This is a genomic window from Streptomyces sp. NPDC091682, from assembly GCF_044756625.1.
Taxonomy (GTDB): Bacteria; Actinomycetota; Actinomycetes; order Streptomycetales; family Streptomycetaceae; genus Streptomyces.
The window spans coordinates 703,847-718,906 of record NZ_JBIVTH010000001.1; the positions used below are offsets into that span (position 1 = coordinate 703,847).

The 15,060-nt window shown below is 72.7% G+C and carries 10 protein-coding genes; 3 read left to right on the forward strand and 7 right to left on the reverse strand.

The features are described 5' to 3' along the window. Nucleotides 1-10 precede the first annotated feature (10 nt). The 4 genes from ACIQK6_RS03445 to tdh form a co-directional block, all read right to left on the reverse strand. A complete protein-coding gene (locus ACIQK6_RS03445; protein ID WP_402694204.1) occupies nt 11-2,779 on the reverse strand; it encodes a hypothetical protein in 2,769 nt (922 codons plus the stop codon). A 289-nt stretch (nt 2,780-3,068) separates the two neighbouring features. Continuing rightward, entirely contained in the window at nt 3,069-3,983 is a 915-nt protein-coding gene (locus ACIQK6_RS03450) for a LysR substrate-binding domain-containing protein (protein ID WP_327387049.1), read from the reverse strand. A 39-nt stretch (nt 3,984-4,022) separates the two neighbouring features. Further along, on the reverse strand, nt 4,023-5,231 hold the full coding sequence (locus ACIQK6_RS03455; RefSeq protein WP_329105396.1) for a glycine C-acetyltransferase: 1,209 nt from the start codon (nt 5,229-5,231) through the stop codon (nt 4,023-4,025). A gap of 120 nt (nt 5,232-5,351) precedes the next feature. Then, nucleotides 5,352-6,380: an L-threonine 3-dehydrogenase gene (gene tdh / locus ACIQK6_RS03460; protein ID WP_329105394.1), complete on the reverse strand. Its 1,029-nt coding sequence runs from the start codon at nt 6,378-6,380 to the stop codon at nt 5,352-5,354. Nucleotides 6,381-6,593: 213 nt separating this feature from the next. Between tdh and ACIQK6_RS03465 the strand changes: the two genes are divergently transcribed. After that, nucleotides 6,594-7,502 carry an alpha/beta hydrolase gene (locus tag ACIQK6_RS03465; protein WP_329105392.1) on the forward strand — a complete coding sequence of 303 codons (909 nt, stop codon included), beginning with the start codon at nt 6,594-6,596 and terminating at the stop codon, nt 7,500-7,502. Between the two features lie 41 nt (nt 7,503-7,543). Here ACIQK6_RS03465 and ACIQK6_RS03470 read toward each other — a convergent pair whose 3' ends face one another. Both ACIQK6_RS03470 and ACIQK6_RS03475 read right to left on the reverse strand, forming a co-directional pair. Next, nucleotides 7,544-8,281, reverse strand: a complete 738-nt coding sequence (locus ACIQK6_RS03470) for a class I SAM-dependent methyltransferase (protein ID WP_329105390.1) — start codon at nt 8,279-8,281, stop codon at nt 7,544-7,546. Nucleotides 8,282-8,403: 122 nt separating this feature from the next. Further along, on the reverse strand, nt 8,404-9,354 hold the full coding sequence (locus ACIQK6_RS03475; RefSeq protein WP_402694205.1) for a LysR family transcriptional regulator: 951 nt from the start codon (nt 9,352-9,354) through the stop codon (nt 8,404-8,406). A 148-nt stretch (nt 9,355-9,502) separates the two neighbouring features. On the opposite strand from ACIQK6_RS03475, the gene ACIQK6_RS03480 reads away from it, so the two are divergent. Next, nucleotides 9,503-10,975 carry an MFS transporter gene (locus ACIQK6_RS03480; RefSeq protein WP_402694206.1) on the forward strand — a complete coding sequence of 491 codons (1,473 nt, stop codon included), beginning with the start codon at nt 9,503-9,505 and terminating at the stop codon, nt 10,973-10,975. A gap of 7 nt (nt 10,976-10,982) precedes the next feature. After that, nucleotides 10,983-13,226 carry a SpoIIE family protein phosphatase gene (locus ACIQK6_RS03485; protein ID WP_402694287.1) on the forward strand — a complete coding sequence of 748 codons (2,244 nt, stop codon included), beginning with the start codon at nt 10,983-10,985 and terminating at the stop codon, nt 13,224-13,226. Between the two features lie 13 nt (nt 13,227-13,239). Here ACIQK6_RS03485 and ACIQK6_RS03490 read toward each other — a convergent pair whose 3' ends face one another. Then, nucleotides 13,240-15,024 carry a glycoside hydrolase family 15 protein gene (locus ACIQK6_RS03490; protein ID WP_402694207.1) on the reverse strand — a complete coding sequence of 595 codons (1,785 nt, stop codon included), beginning with the start codon at nt 15,022-15,024 and terminating at the stop codon, nt 13,240-13,242. Between the last annotated feature and the right edge of the window lie 36 nt (nt 15,025-15,060).

A 15,060-nucleotide genomic window follows, 5' to 3' on the forward strand; every position in this document is an offset into this window, starting at 1 on the left:
GGGCCGCCTTTCAGCCGGTGTTGAGGGCGGGTTGGCAGTAGGCGCAACCGTTGTACCCGCGTGCGACCGCGTCTTCGGCACAGCGGAAGGGGACCTTGCTGCCGGCACCCAGTTTCGACCAGTACGGGCAGGTGGAGACGTGGAGCTCGCCGCTGCGCGGGTTGCCGAAGAAGAAGCCTTCGAGTTCCTTGACGGCGGTGATCTGGATGGTCATGCGGCCGGCGATCAGGCTGTCCTGGTACTGGGTGGCGATGAAGGGATAGAGGCGGAGGTGGTCGGCGTGGTGGGAGAAGTCGATGGTGATGTCGGCTGCCGCCCGGTCGTCCGCCTCGAGGCGGAAGCCGTCGACGACCGCGGTGCTGCCGCCCTTCATTTCGAGCGTCGTGCGCACGGAGCCCTTCTCGGCCACCTTGAGGTTGGTCAGCTCGGCGGACCCGACGATGCGGCTCAGCGTGCGGATCGAGATCCTGGTGTCCTCGGGCAGTGCCGTCGCGTCGAGGTGCCAGGAGCCGGAGGTGGAGGTCAGGCCGCCGCGGAGGGCGATCGTCGTGCTGGTCTTGCCGCCGGGCGCGGCCATCTGCGGCACCACGTTGCGCTGCCCCACGTTGTTGTCGAACCGGATGACCCGGTCGTGCGGCACCGGTCCGTTGAGCGTGGCGGTGATGGCGGGATCCGCAGCGCCGTGCACCACGGCCACCAGGCCCTCCTGCTCCACGATCTGCGGGGTCCAACTGAAGGGCCCGACCCGCACGGACCCACCGGGCGGGATCGGCTCGTCGATCACCAGCGTGCCCAACGACTCGAAGTGCGTGGGCCAGATCATCCCCGTGCCCGGGTCACATCGGAAGGCCTCGACCTGGAACCCGCCGCTCGACGCCGCCTGGATCCCCCGGTTGTGCACCCGCACGTAGAGGAAGTTCGGCTGGCCGTTGATGGGCGGCTCGTGACCGAGCGCGGGGTTGTCCCCGGTGCTGATGTGACGGTTGCGGACCCAGATGTCGGGGGAGGTCCAGTGCAGCGGACCGCTCGGCTGCGCGCCGAGGTCGGCGGGGTTGTCCGCGATGTAGACGTCCACCGGCCGCCGCGCCCACAGCCCCTGGTTCACGAAGGCCTCGTCCATCACCTTGCTGTAGAGACCGCCGGTGAGGGCCGAGTCCGCGGTGATGCAGCCCTGGGCCATGCTGACGGCGTGCGCACGGCTCGTGGAGGAGGAGTCCGGCACGATGAGCAACATCTCCAGCATCGTCTTGATCATCTCGTCGGCGGCCGCGATCCGTACGGCGGGATCGATCGAGTCGCCGCCCATGCCCAGGTAGCACCGCCAGAGCGCCGTGCCCAGCATCGAGTTGCGGAGGTTGAAGGGGTAACTGTTGAACGCCGCGTCGTCGAACCGCTCGGAGCGGTCGAGCGTGCGCTCCGTGCTCCACTGGTCGTTCACGTTGTTGTCGAAGGGGAACGTCTCGGTGCGCCGGTGCTGACCGGGGTTGAACCGGTCCCGGTAGATGGCGGGAAGCACGTCGCAGATGCTGTGCTCGTACGACCCGGACCCGCCGTGGCTGGCACCGAGCCAGTCGAACACGCCGTGGGTGTACTCGTGGACGATGACGCCGAAGTCGGCGGCATCGGGTGCGCCGCCCTCGCCGAAGCGGATCCGCGGGGGTGTCGTCGTACCGATCCACTCGCTGTTGTCCTCGCCGTTGGCCCCCTGGGCGTCGACGTCGACCTTGACCATGTTGGCGTTGAGGGTCGTGTTTCCCAGGGTCCGGAGGTAGCGCGCGGTGGAGTCGAGCCAGTAGTAGGCGTTCGCACTCAGGAAGGCACGGTTCTTGGGGTAGGTGTCGTACGAGAAAGACGCTGACGTCTCCGCGGGTTGGGCGAAGCTCGGGGTGTCCCAGTCGTTGCACCGGAACCACTCCCCGTCGAGCCGGAACTTTCCACCGCTGGCGGGTGCGACCTCGGCCTGGACGTCGTGCCGGAAGCCGTTCAGCTTCGCCGCGCCGGACCCGGCGTGGAGCGTGCTGTCGTTCGACTCGGTGACGGGGTCGGGTGAGAAGACCTTGAGGGTGGCCGTCACGTACTTCCCCATGAGCTCGACCCAGAGCAGGGTGCCCGCAATGGCGTCCACGACGACGCGGAACTGTTCGAAGGGGCCGGTGGTCTCGACCACCAGGTCGTGCACGAGGTGCAGTGCGCCGTCCGGCTTCCTCCCCTTCTTCAGCAGCGCGACGGAAGCGGAGGGGTAGTCGCCCTCGGGCAGGGCGGGCCGGTCCCTGTCCCGCACGTAGACGAGTTCGTCCTTGATCACGTCGGCGGCTTCGAAGTCCTTCTTGAAGGGCGCGAGGGCGACCTTCAAGACGTCGGCGACCGTACGCGCGTCACCGGGGTCGGGAGCATCCGCGACGTCCATCTCCCCGGTGTGGTCGACCTGGATCACACTGGCCTGCTTGACGTCGGCAACGGCCTGGACGGTGGCGCCCACCACCGGGAGATCGTTGTGGAACTGCTGGAAGCGCACGCGCAGCGTCGCCGCGCCTTCGGTCGATTCCACCTCGCGCAGATCGATCGAGCCGGTCTTCAGGTCTCCCGAGCGCGCCGCCATGAACGAGTCGATGGCCTTGCGCGCCGTCGACGCACGGACCAAGGTCGCTCCCGGATCGAGGTATTTGCGCAGTACACCACCTGCATCCGCGTGCTCACCGACGTCGGGGACCATTCTCAGCGGCCGGTCGGCCTCCGGGCCCGGCATGTTCCTCTGCTGGTTACCGTGATCCCGAGCCATGATGTCCTCCTCAACGCACATGCGGAGGGTAAGGAAACGCATCATCAGAGCGGGTGGATGCCCCCGGGCGCCCGTCGCGTGACCGTTCCTCTTACGGGAACCGCCGTGGACTATTGGCACTCTCAGCAAAATCGTAACGTCGTCCGCCGGGTCCTGCGACGCGAGCGCGCGCCGCAAAGTCCCCCGCCCGCCCGGGAGATCGGGCTGCGGCACGGTCGGAACGCAGCTCGCACGCCATGGCGCCCGGGACCGTCCGCTCGCGGATCCGGCCGCCGGACCCGGGCGGTGCTCAGTGCGCCGGGAGCCGCTCCGACTCCCGGACCAGGGCGGCCAGGACGGGCGCGATCAGGGGGTGGGTCTCGCCGCCGCGGCGAGTGGCCGCGAAGACGCGGCGGGTGGCCGCCGGGCCCGTGACCGGGCGGACCTGGACCTCCTTGAGGTCCATGCCGCGCAGGGCCGAGCGCGGGACGAGCGCCACTCCGGCCCCCGCGCCCACCAGCGCCGTCACGGCGCGGAAGTCGTCCGAGGAGTGCACGAGCCGGGGCTGGAAGCCCGCCAGTTCGCAGGCGAGCAGCGTCACGTCGTGGCACGGGTTGCCGGGGTACTGGCCCACCCAGTCCGAGTCGGAGAGGTCGGCCAGCGACACCGCGGGCAGGTCGGCCAGCGGGTGCCCCGAGGGCAGGACGGCGTCGAAGGGTTCCGCGTACAGCGGGAGGACGGACAGCCGCGCGTCGTCGGCGCCCGGGCCGCCCCGGTACTCGACGGCCAGCGCGAGGTCCGCCTCGCCGTCCAGCAGCTGCGGCAGGCTCTGGTCACCTTCCGCGTCGCGGACCCGCAGCCGGATGCCCGGCCGTTCCAGCGCGAGCCGGGCGATGGCCGGGGCCAGTACTTCCGCGATGCCCGTGGCGAAGGCGGCGACGGTGACCTCGCCCGCCGAACCGCCCGCGTACGCCGCGAGTTCCGCCTCCGCCCGCTCCAGCTGCGCGAGCACCTCGTGCGCGTGGCCGAGCAGGATCTCACCGGCCGCCGTGAGCCGTACGCCACGACCGCTGCGGGTGAGCAGCGCGTGGCCCGTCTCCTGCTCCAGCGCAGCGAGCTGCTGGGAGACGGCGGAGGGGGTGAGGTACAGGGCTGCGGCCGCGGCGGTCACCGTACGGTGGTCCGCCACGGCCCGCAGGATGCGCAGCCGGCGGGGGTCGATCACCCCACCATTGTCTCAGGGTGCACAGACCTCTCGAGCCCCTCAGGCCCCGGCGGTGCCGAGGGCGGCGCGGGCGTCGATGAAGGCGGCCACCGCGCGCTCGACGTCGGCCGTCGAGTGGGCCGCGGAGAGCTGGACGCGGATGCGCGCCGCGCCCATCGGCACCACCGGGTAGGAGAAGCCGATCACGTACACGCCGCGCTCCAGGAGCAGCTCCGCCATCCTGGCCGCCTCGGCCGCGTCGCCGATCATGACCGGGGCGATGGCGTGGTCGCCGGGCAGGATCTCGAAGCCGGCCTCGGTCATCTTCGTACGGAAGAGCGCGGTGTTGGCGGCGAGGTGTTCGCGCAGGTCACCGGCCGACTCCAGCAGGTCGAGGACCTTGAGGGAGGCCGCCGCGATGACCGGGGCGAGGGAGTTGGAGAAGAGGTACGGGCGCGAGCGCTGGCGCAGCAGCTCCACGATCTCGGCGCGGGCCGCGACGTAGCCGCCGGAGGCGCCGCCGAGGGCCTTGCCGAGGGTGCCGGTGATGATGTCGACGCGGTCCATGACGCCGTGCAGCTCGGGGGTGCCGCGTCCGCCGGGGCCGACGAAGCCGACGGCGTGCGAGTCGTCGACCATGACCATGGCGTCGTAGCGTTCGGCCAGGTCGCAGATCTCCGCGAGCGGGGCGACGTAGCCGTCCATGGAGAAGACGCCGTCGGTGACGATCAGCTTGCGGCGGGCGCCGCCCTCGGTGGCTTCCTTCAGGCGGGCTTCGAGCTCGGCCAGGTCGCGGTTGGCGTAGCGGAAGCGGCGGGCCTTGGAGAGGCGGATGCCGTCGATGATCGAGGCGTGGTTGAGGGCGTCGGAGATGACCGCGTCCTCGGCGCCGAGCAGGGTCTCGAAGACGCCGCCGTTGGCGTCGAAGCAGGAGGAGTAGAGGATCGTGTCCTCCTGGCCGAGGAAGGCCGAGAGCCGCGCTTCCAGCTCCTTGTGCACCTCCTGGGTGCCGCAGATGAAGCGGACGGAGGCCATTCCGTAGCCCCAGCGGTCCAGCGCGTCCTTCGCCGCGGCGACGACCTCGGGGTGGTCGGCCAGCCCCAGGTAGTTGTTGGCGCAGAAGTTGAGCACCTCGCCGGCGGCGCCGCCCGAGGTGACGGCGACGGCCGCGTTCTGCGGGGTGCCGATGACGCGCTCGGGCTTGTGCAGGCCGGCGGCGCGGATCTCGTCGAGGGTGGAGCGCAGGTCCTCGCGGACGGTCTCGAACATGGTGCGGTTCTCCTTGTGCGGCGGAGGGCGACGAGGGAGGGGGCCGGGCCCCGCGGAGGGGGGAGGGTGGCGGGGCCCGGCCCGGAGGGAGGTGGTTCGGGAGTTGTGGCCGGCGGGTGGTTACGCCGTCCAGTCCAGGATGATCTTGCCACTGCGGGCGGTCGAGGCCTCGTCGAAGGCGGCCTCGAAGTCGCGGTGCGAGTAGCGGCCGGTGATGACCGGGCTCAGGTCGAGCCCGCCCTCGAGCAGCACGGTCATCGCGTACCAGGTCTCGAACATCTCACGGCCGTAGATGCCCTTGATCGTGATCATCGAGGTGACTACCTTCGCCCAGTCGACCGGGAACTCCTGCGCGGGCAGGCCCAGCATGGCGATCCGGCCGCCGTGCGTCATGTTGTCGATCATGTCGCGCATGGCCTCGCCCCGGCCGGACATCTCCAGGCCGATGTCGAAGCCCTCGCGCAGGCCGAGCTTGGCCTGCGCCTCGGCGATCGAGGACTCGGCCACGTTGACGGCGAGGGTGGCGCCCGCCTTGCGGGCGATCTCCAGGCGCTCGGGGCTGACGTCGGTAATGACCACGTTGCGCGCGCCGGCGTGCTTGGCCACGGCCGCCGCCATGATCCCGATCGGGCCGGCGCCGGTGATCAGCACGTCCTCGCCGACCAGCGGGAAGGACAGCGCCGTGTGCACGGCGTTGCCGAAGGGGTCGAAGATCGCGGCTACGTCCAGGTCCACGGGGGTGCGGTGCACCCACACGTTCTGGGCGGGCAGGACGACGTACTCGGCGAAGGCGCCGTCGCGGCCGACCCCGAGCCCGATCGTGCTGCGGCACAGGTGGCGGCGGCCGGCCAGGCAGTTGCGGCACTTGCCGCACACCAGGTGGCCCTCGCCGCTGACCAGCGCGCCGACCTCAATGTCCTGCACGTCCGCGCCGAGCGCGGCGACCTCGCCGACGAACTCGTGACCGAGGACGAGGGGGGTCTTGACCGCGCCCTGCGCCCAGCCGTCCCAGGAGCGGATGTGCAGGTCGGTTCCGCAGATGCCGGTGCGCAGCACCTTGATCAGCACGTCGCCGGGGCCGTATTCGGGCTCGGGGACGTCCATGAGCCACAGGCCGGGTTCTGCCTTGTGCTTGACGAGTGCCTTCATGGGGTGGCTCCAGGCATGCGGAAGGGTACGCCGCGGGCGGATGGGCCCGAACGGCGGCGGTGACGTGCACCAATCTGCCGATCGGTGCGGTGATCAGTCCATCGAGACTTTCTTAAACGGGTCGACAGCGCAGCTTCACGCCTATGCTCCTCCCGTGACGGGGAAGGGGCTCGCGCTGGGGACGGCGCGAGGGAAAAAGGGGAGGTGAGGGGCGTGCCGAGTCTGCGCAGCAGGGCGCTGTCGGTGGCGCTGATCGCGGCGGGACGGCGAAGACGGTACGCGAGCGCGGAGGCCGTCCGGGCCACGGTGGCGGAAGCCGCCCGCCGACCGGCCTCCCATCTGCCGCCGCGGTCGCTGGGGCGGGTCGCCGACATCTCGCGGACGTTCGTCGGGGCCTGGCCGGTGTACGACGTCTCCCCGCTCGGGGCGGAGCCCGCGGCCCACGTGCTGTACGTGCACGGGGGCGGCTACGTCCACGAGCTGGAGCGCCCGCACTGGGCACTGATCCGGACCCTGGTCACGCAGGCGCGGGCGCGGGTCGTCGTGCCCGCGTACATCCTCGCTCCGCGCGGTACCGCCGACCGGACCGTCCCGGTCGCCGCCGACCTGCTGAGCGGTCTGATCGCGAGCGGCGGCTCCGGCGGGACGGTGCTGATCGGTGACTCGGCCGGGGCCGGGTTGGCACTGGCGGCCGCGCAGCGGCTGCGCGACCGCACCGGGGACCAGCCGTCCCGGATCGTGCTGATCTCGCCCTGGCTGGACGTGACCATGAGCCATCCGGACCAGGCGGCCCTCGAGGCGGCCGATCCGCTGCTGGCCCGCCCGGGGCTGCTGGAGGCCGGCCGGCTGTACGCCGGAACCCTGGCCGCCGAAGATCCCCGGGTGAGCCCGCTGCACGGTGGTTTCGCCGGCCTGGCGCCGATGACGGTGTTCACCGGGACCCGGGACGTGCTGACCACGGACAGCCGGGAGCTGCTGCGCCGGGCCCGTGCGGACGGGGCCGAGGTGGAGTTCCACGAGGCGGCGGGGCTGCCGCACGGGTACCCGCTGCTGCCCGTGCCGGAGGGGCGGGCGGCGCGCGAGCGGATCGTCGAGCTGATCCGGTCGACGGCAGAGCTCTGAGGAAACGGCGATGACGGCGGTGACGGCGGTTCGCCGACGGCCTACGCCGTGCAGGTCATCAGGGAGCTGATCGGCCAGGCGCGGTACGCCGTCCAGTACGCCTCGTCCCGGACGGCGTCGGCGGGCGGGGTCCGGTTCGGCTGCCAGCCGACGGTGACGAAGCCCGCCTCGACGGCGGCCTCGGCGAGGTCGGCGTGGGCCCACTCGCGGAATTCGAAGGGCACCGGCGGCTCGGTCAGGAAGTGCGCCCTGAGCAGCGGCGCGTCGCCGTCCGGGACCCGGTCGAGGATGCGCACCCCGTACGGCGACCAGTCCACGCGGGGGAACGCCCCCGCGTTGGGGACGATGGCGAGCAGCCGCCCGCCCGCCCGCAGATTGGCGCGGACGGACCGGAACATCGCGTGCAGGGACCTGCGGTCGGGCGCGTAGCTGAAGACGTACGCGGCGGTCGCCAGGTCGAAGGGGCCCAGGTGCGGCAGGCCGGCCGCGTCGGCGACGTGGTACTCGACGTCCGCCCGGTCCTTGGTCGCCTCGTGCGCGCGGGCGAGCCGGATCATCTCCTCCGAGACGTCGACGCCGACGGTCCGACGGGCCCCGCCCCGGGCCAGCAGCCGGGTGTTGTATCCGTATCCGCAGGCCAGGTCGAGGGCATCGAGCCCGCGCACCCCGCCGAGGGCGTCGAGGGCTCCGTGCAGGGTGTAGGTGTCGGCCGCGGAGAAGGCCGCCGTGCTCGTGGACTCCGCGTAGCGCTCGCCGATGGTGTCGTACTGGAACCGCATGCTCTGCCTTCCGGGGGCCTGCCGGGCGGGGGGGGTGGGACGCCTGCGTATCGTGCCCCGCGGCACCGTCCGGGCGGTGGTCCGCACACCCGTGCGTCCCCCGGACGAGGGAAGCGGTCGGCCTATCGCGCCGGCCCGGAGCGCTCCGGGCCGGCCGCGGAACGTTGCGGGCCGGCCGGGACCAGCTCGCGGGCGCAGGCGCGCAGCCAGGCGTGCGCCGGGTCGGCGTCGTGGCGCGGGTGCCAGGCCATGCCGAAGGGCAGGGGCGGCAGGGCGAGCGGGATCTCGAAGGCCGCCAGCCCCAGCGCGGCGGCGAGCGGTTCGACCTGGCTGGTCATCAGTCCGACCAGGTCGCTCTCGCGCAGGACGAACAGCGAAGCGGGGAAGGTTCCCACGCTGCCCACCACGCGCCGGGACAGCCCCTGCTCGGCGAGGGCGACGTCCACCGGGCCTTCGAGGCGACCGCGCCGGGACGCGGTCAGGTGCTCGGCCGCGGCGAACCGGCGCGCCGAGATGCGGCCGCGGAGCAGTGGGTGCCCCTGGCGTACGACGCCCAGCATGCGCTCGTCGGCGAGGTGCTCGACGCGCACCTCGGGGGAACGGGTGTCGACGACGCCGAGTTCCAGGTCGGCGACGCCTTCGCGCAGGGCGGGGACGTCCACGTGGCTCTCCGAGAGGAAGCGCAGCCTCACCCCCGGCGCCTCGCGGGTCACCCGGTTGAAGAGCGTGGCTGCGTACACGGCGGTGAAGGCGTCGTTGGCCAGCACGGTGAAGGTGCGGGTGAGCGTGGGCAGGTCCACCTCGGTGCCGGTGAGGAAGAGGGCGCGGGCCCGGTCCACGACCGCGCGGACCTCGCCCTGCACGGCGAGCGCGTGCGGGGTCGGCACCATGACGCGGCCGGCCCGGACCAGGACCGGGTCGCCGAGGGCCTTGCGGATCCGGCCGAGGGTGCGGCTCATGGCCGGCTCGGACAGGTGCATGCGGGCCGCCGCCCGGGACACGCTCGCCTCCTCCAGGAGGACGTCCAGGGCGACGAGGAGATTCAGGTCCAACCCGGATTGCGTCACACGCATACATCCCTTGCACAACTTGCACTGGAAAGCAGATCGGGCCAACTCTACGGTGGACCAGGGGTGATGGCCCCGGCCGGCCCGGACCGGCCCGCCGTCCCCGTCACCCCCCTTCCTTCCGCCGTACCGTCCCCGACTCCGAGGAGGAGCCGTGCTCCGCCATGCCGTCACGCAGGGTCCCGCCGTCCCCGTCCCCGCCCCTTCCCTCACCCGGCCCGCCCTGCTCGTCCTGTGCGCCTGCGTACTCGTCGCCCAGGGGATGGTCGCCGCCGTCAACCTGCTGATCCCCCAGCTCGCCGCGTCCGACCTGCATCCGGATCCCGGCGAGCTGCTGTGGTCGGTGGACGCCTACGTCATCGTCTTCGCCGCGCTGCTGATCCCCGCCGGGGCGCTCGGCGACCGGTACGGCCGCAAGGGCGCCCTGCTCTGCGGGCTCGGCCTGTTCGCCGTGGGCGGCGCCGCCAGCGCCCTCGCCCAGGCCCCGGCCGTGCTGATCGCGGGCCGCGGTGTGTGCGGGGCGGGCGCGGCCCTGATCATGCCCGCCACGATGTCCGTCCTGGTCCACCTGAGTCCGCCCGAGCGCCGCGGCCGCGCCCTGGCCACCTGGACGCTGTCCGCGGGCCTCGGGGGCCTGGCGGGCAATGTCGGCGGCGGCCTGGTCGGGGAGTTCCTGACCTGGCGGGCCCTGTTCTGGGCGGTCGTCCCGCTCGCCGCCCTGCTCGCGGTCGCGGTGGCCGTCGCGGTCCCCCGTACTCCGTCGCAGCCCGCCGCAGCCGTCGACCCCCTCGGCGCGGCGCTGCTCGCGGGCGCGCTGCTCGCGGTGGTCTACGCGATCATCGAGGGACCGGCCCACGGCTGGGCCTCGGTGCAGGTCCTGAGCGCCTTCGGCGCGGGTGCCGTGCTGCTCGGGGCCTTCACCCGGCACGCCCTGCGCGCCGCCCGCCCGCTGCTGGACCCGCGGATCTTCCGCTCGTCCAAGCTGCGCGCCGGGGCGCTCGGCATCGGCACCGGCTTCTTCGGGCTCTTCGCCCTGTTCTTCGTCAATGCCCAGTACCTCCAGTACGCGAAGGGCTTCTCCCCCGCCCAGACCGGCTTCGCGATCGTCCCGCTCACCGTCGGCATGGCCCTGGTGCCCAAGTTCGGCGCCCGGCTCCAGGAGCGCACCGGACCGCGGCTGCCGGTCGGCGCCGGGCTCGGTCTGATCGGCGCGGGGCTGCTGCTGGTCTCCACCGCCGACGCGGACACCCCGTACCCGCTGTACGCGCTCTACCTGCTCGTGCTGTCCGTCGGTACGGGCCTGTCCGCGCCCTCGCTGACCCTGACGGTGGTCACGGAGCTGCCCGCCCACCAGGCAGGACTCGGCTCGGGGCTGAACACCGCGGCCCGCGAGATCGGCGCCGCCCTCGGGGTCGCGGTGGTCGGCACGGTACTGGCCTCGCGCTTCCACGGGGACCCGCACGATCCGGCCCAGATCGTCGCCTTCACCGACGCGATGGGCACCGCGCTGCGCACGGTGGCCGTGGTGCTGTTGTGCGCCGCGGCCGCGGTGGTGACCGGGTACCGGACCCCGGGACGGCGCGGGAACGGCCGGGATGCACGAGCCACGGCCGAGGGCGCATCCTGACTGTGTGATGGCCAGAGCGGACGACGCCGGCGCCGCGCCTGACACCACGGATGCCCCTGATGCGACGGCCCAGGTGCTCGCACGGGCCGCCGTGAACGCGATGGAGGCCGTCGGTGGGTACGCGGCCGGCGTCTACCTGCGCTCGCCCACCACCGGCCTGCTCCTGATGGCCGTGTTCACCGGGTTGCCGCTGCAGCTGTTCCGGCCCTGGTGGCGGATGCAGGTGAACCGCCCGTACCCGGTCGCCGAGGCCTACCGGTCGGGGCAGGCCGTCCACCTGCCCGACGCGGAGTCGGCCATGCGCCGCTTTCCGCAGCTGACGGCCGGGCTGCCGTTCCCCTTCGGCTCGCTGTACGAGCCGGTGACCGCCGGGACGGAACGGTTCGGCGTGCTGGTGGTGCTGCGCGAGGCGACCCCGGGGATCCCGGTCGGGACCCCGGACCGCGAGCGGCTGCGAGGGGCCGCGGAGCAGCTGGCCGCCGACCTCGCCTCGCTCGCGGCGGCCGGGGCGCGGACGCTGTGGGAGGGCGACCCGGTCGGCGTGCCGGCGCCACCGCCCGAGGCCGGGGCCGAGGGCGCCCGCAGGGCTGCGGACCGGCTCGCGCAAGCGGTGCTCTCCCTGGACCGGGAGGGCCGGATCGGCTACGTGAACACCGCGGCGGAGGACCTGCTCGGCCTGGACGGGCCCCAGCTGCGGGGAAGGCTGCTGTGGGAGGCGCTGCCGTGGCTCGGACATCCGGCCTACGAGGACCACTTCCGGGCCGGTTTCATGTCCGGCGAGCCGGTGCACTTCCCCGCCCGGAGCGGCCGGCACGCGCCCGGGCAGTGGCTGTCGGTGGACCTGTACCCCGCGGCCGACGGTGTGACCCTGACGCTGGGCACGTCCGCAAGACCGGCTTACGCACCCGAGTCGCGGGCCGGGCCGGACGTGGCCGCCACGGACGCCGACGCCGCCACCGACGCCGACTACGACGCCGCCGACATGGACATGGACGCCGACATGGACGCGTGCGCGGACCTCGACGCGTCCGCCGACGAGGCATCGGCGCTGTACCGGCCGGTGGCCCTCGCCATCGCGCTGACGGAGGCGGTCACGGCCCGGCAGGTGTCGGCGGTGGTCACCGAGGAGCTGCTGCCGGCCTTCGGCGGCCGCCAGCTGGCGATCTACCTGCTGGACGAGCGGCATCTGCACCTGGCCTGGGAAACCGGCTTCCCGCAGGGCTTCCTCGACCGGTTCGACGGGGTCTCCCTCGATGTCCGACTGCCGGGCGTGGAGACGCTGACGACGGGCCGGCCGCTGTTCTTCGAGTCGATGCAGCACCTGGCGGCCGCCTATCCGGGCATTCCGCTGGACGCCGACGTCGGCGCCCGCGCGTTCCTACCGCTGATCGCCTCCGGCCGGCCGGTCGGCTCGTGCATCCTCGGCTTCGACTCTCCCCGCGGCTTCAGCCCGGAGGACCGTACGGTGCTCACGGCGCTGGCCGGTCTGATCGCGCAGGCGCTCGCGCGGGCCCGGCGCTACGACAGCGAGGTGGAACTCGCCCGCGGTCTGCAGTCGGCCCTGCTGCCGCACCGGCTGCCGGTGCGCGAGCACGTGGACACCGTCGGCCGCTACCTCCCCGGCACCCTGGGCATGGACGTCGGCGGCGACTGGTACGACGTCGTCGAGACGGGCACCGGCCTGCTCGCCCTGGTCATCGGGGACGTCCAGGGCCACGGTGTGGCGGCCGCGGCGACCATGGGCCAGCTGCGCAGCGCGGTACGGGCCTTCGCGCTCAGCGGCAGCACCCCGGAGCAGGTGGTGAGCGGCACCAACCAGTTGCTCATCGACCTGGATCCGGGCCAGTTCGCGAGCTGCTGCTACATGTTGCTGGACCCGGCGTCGGGCTCCGTGACGGCCGTCCGGGCCGGGCACCCCCAGCCGTTGCTGCGCCACCCGGACGGCCGGACCGAGGTGCTGGACCTGGCGGGAGGGGTGGTGCTCGGCATCGACCCGGAGGCCTCGTACCCGGTCACGGAGCTGCGGCTGACCACAGGCTCGGTCCTCGCCCTGTACACGGACGGACTGGTGGAGAAGCCCGGCCTCGACATCGACGTCGGGGTGGAGCGGCTACGGACGGCCCTGGAGGAGGCCCGGCCGTCCCCGCTGACCGAGACCGCCGACCGGCTGATCAGCGAGGCGGGCAACACCGCCGACCGGCCGGACGACATCGCCCTGCTGCTGGCCTCCCGTACCGGCGGGGACCCGTAGGGCGTCGTGCGGGTCAGTCCGGGCTCGCCAGGGTGAGCGCGGTGTTCACCAGGCCGACGTGGCTGAACGCCTGTGGGAAGTTGCCGAGTTGGCGGCCGGCGAGGGGGTCGTACTCCTCCGCGAGCAGGCCCACGTCGTTGCGTACGGACAGGAGCCGCTCGAACAGGGCGCGGGCCTCTTCCCGCCGGCCCGTCATGTGCAGGGCGTCGGTCAGCCAGAACGAGCAGGCCAGGAAGGCTCCTTCGTCCCCGGGCAGCCCGTCGACGGTGGAGCCCGCGGTGCTGTAGCGGCGGACCAGCCCGCTGCTGCCGAGTTCGGCGCGCACCGCGTCGACCGTGCCGATGACCCGCGGGTCGTCGGGGGGCAGGAACCCGACCCTGGGGATGAGCAGGGTCGCGGCGTCCAGCTCGGCGGAGCCGTAGTACTGGGTGAAGGTGCCCCGTTCGGGGTCGAAGCCCTTGTCGCACACGTCGCGGTGCACCTCGTCGCGCATGGCCCGCCAGCGTTCCACGTCCCCGTCCAGGGAGGGGTCGCTCTCCAGCGTGCGTACGGCGCGATCGGCGGCTACCCACGCCATCACCTTGGAGTGCACGAAGTGGCGGCGGGGGCCGCGGACCTCCCACAGGCCCTCGTCGGGCCGGTGCCAGTTGCGTTCGAGGAAGTCGAGCAGCGCGAGCTGGATCCGCCAGGCGTGGCGTTCGGAGGGCAGCCCGGCGGACCGGGCCAGGTACAGGGAGTCGATGACCTCCCCGTACACGTCCAGCTGGAGTTGGTCGACGGCCGCGTTCCCGACGCGGACCGGGGCGGAGGAGGCGTAGCCGCGCAGCCAGGGCAGTTCGCTCTCGGGGATCCGCCGCTCGCCGCCGATCCCGTACATGATCTGGAGGTCGGCGGGGTCGCCCGCGACCGCGCGCAGCAGCCACTCGCGCCAGGCGCGGGCCTCGTCGAGGAAGCCGGTGGACAGGAGCGAGCCGAGGGTGAGGGTGGAGTCCCGGAGCCAGCAGTAGCGGTAGTCCCAGTTGCGGACGCCGCCGAGTTCCTCGGGGAGGGAGGTGGTGGCCGCGGCGGCGATGCCTCCGGTCGGGGCGTAGGTGAGGGCCTTGAGGGTGACCAGGGAGCGGGTGACCGCCTCCTGGTAGGGGCCCTCGTAGCAGCATTGCGAGGCCCATTCCCGCCAGTCGGCGCGGCTCTGCTCCAGCGCTTCGAAGGGGTCGCAGGGCTCGGGGCGCGGCCGGTGCGAGGGGTGCCAGGTCAGTACGAAGGCGACGCGTCGGCCGGCCGTGACCGGGAACTGGGAGCAGGTGCTGTTCGCCTCGCCCCAGGTGCGGACCGGGGGTTCGCTGCGGAACCAGGCGGAGTCGGGCCCGGCGATGGCGACCCGGTCACCGTCGCTGCGGCGCACCCAGGGCACGACGTGGCCGTAGTCGAAGCGCAGGCGCAGGGTGCTGCGCATCCTGACCGTTCCGCTGATGCCCTCGACGATGCGGATGACGTCCGGGGCGACCTCGCGCTGGGGCATGAAGTCGGTGACCTTGACGGTCCCGGTTTCGGTCTCCCAGTACGATTCCAGGATCAGCGAGCCGTCGACGTAGGCGCGGCGGGTGCAGGGCTCGCCGATGGCCGCGTCCAGGGGCGCGATGCGCCAGTGGCCGTTCTCCTCCTCGCCGAGGAGCTTGGCGAAGCAGGCCGCCGAGTCGAAGCGCGGCAGGCACAGCCAGTCGATGGACCCGTCGCGGCCGACCAGAGCGCTGGTCATCAGGTCGCCGATGAGTGCGTAGTCTTCGATGGGTTGTGTCATTTGTGCGCTATTCCCCTGAATGTCCGGGGCCAATCA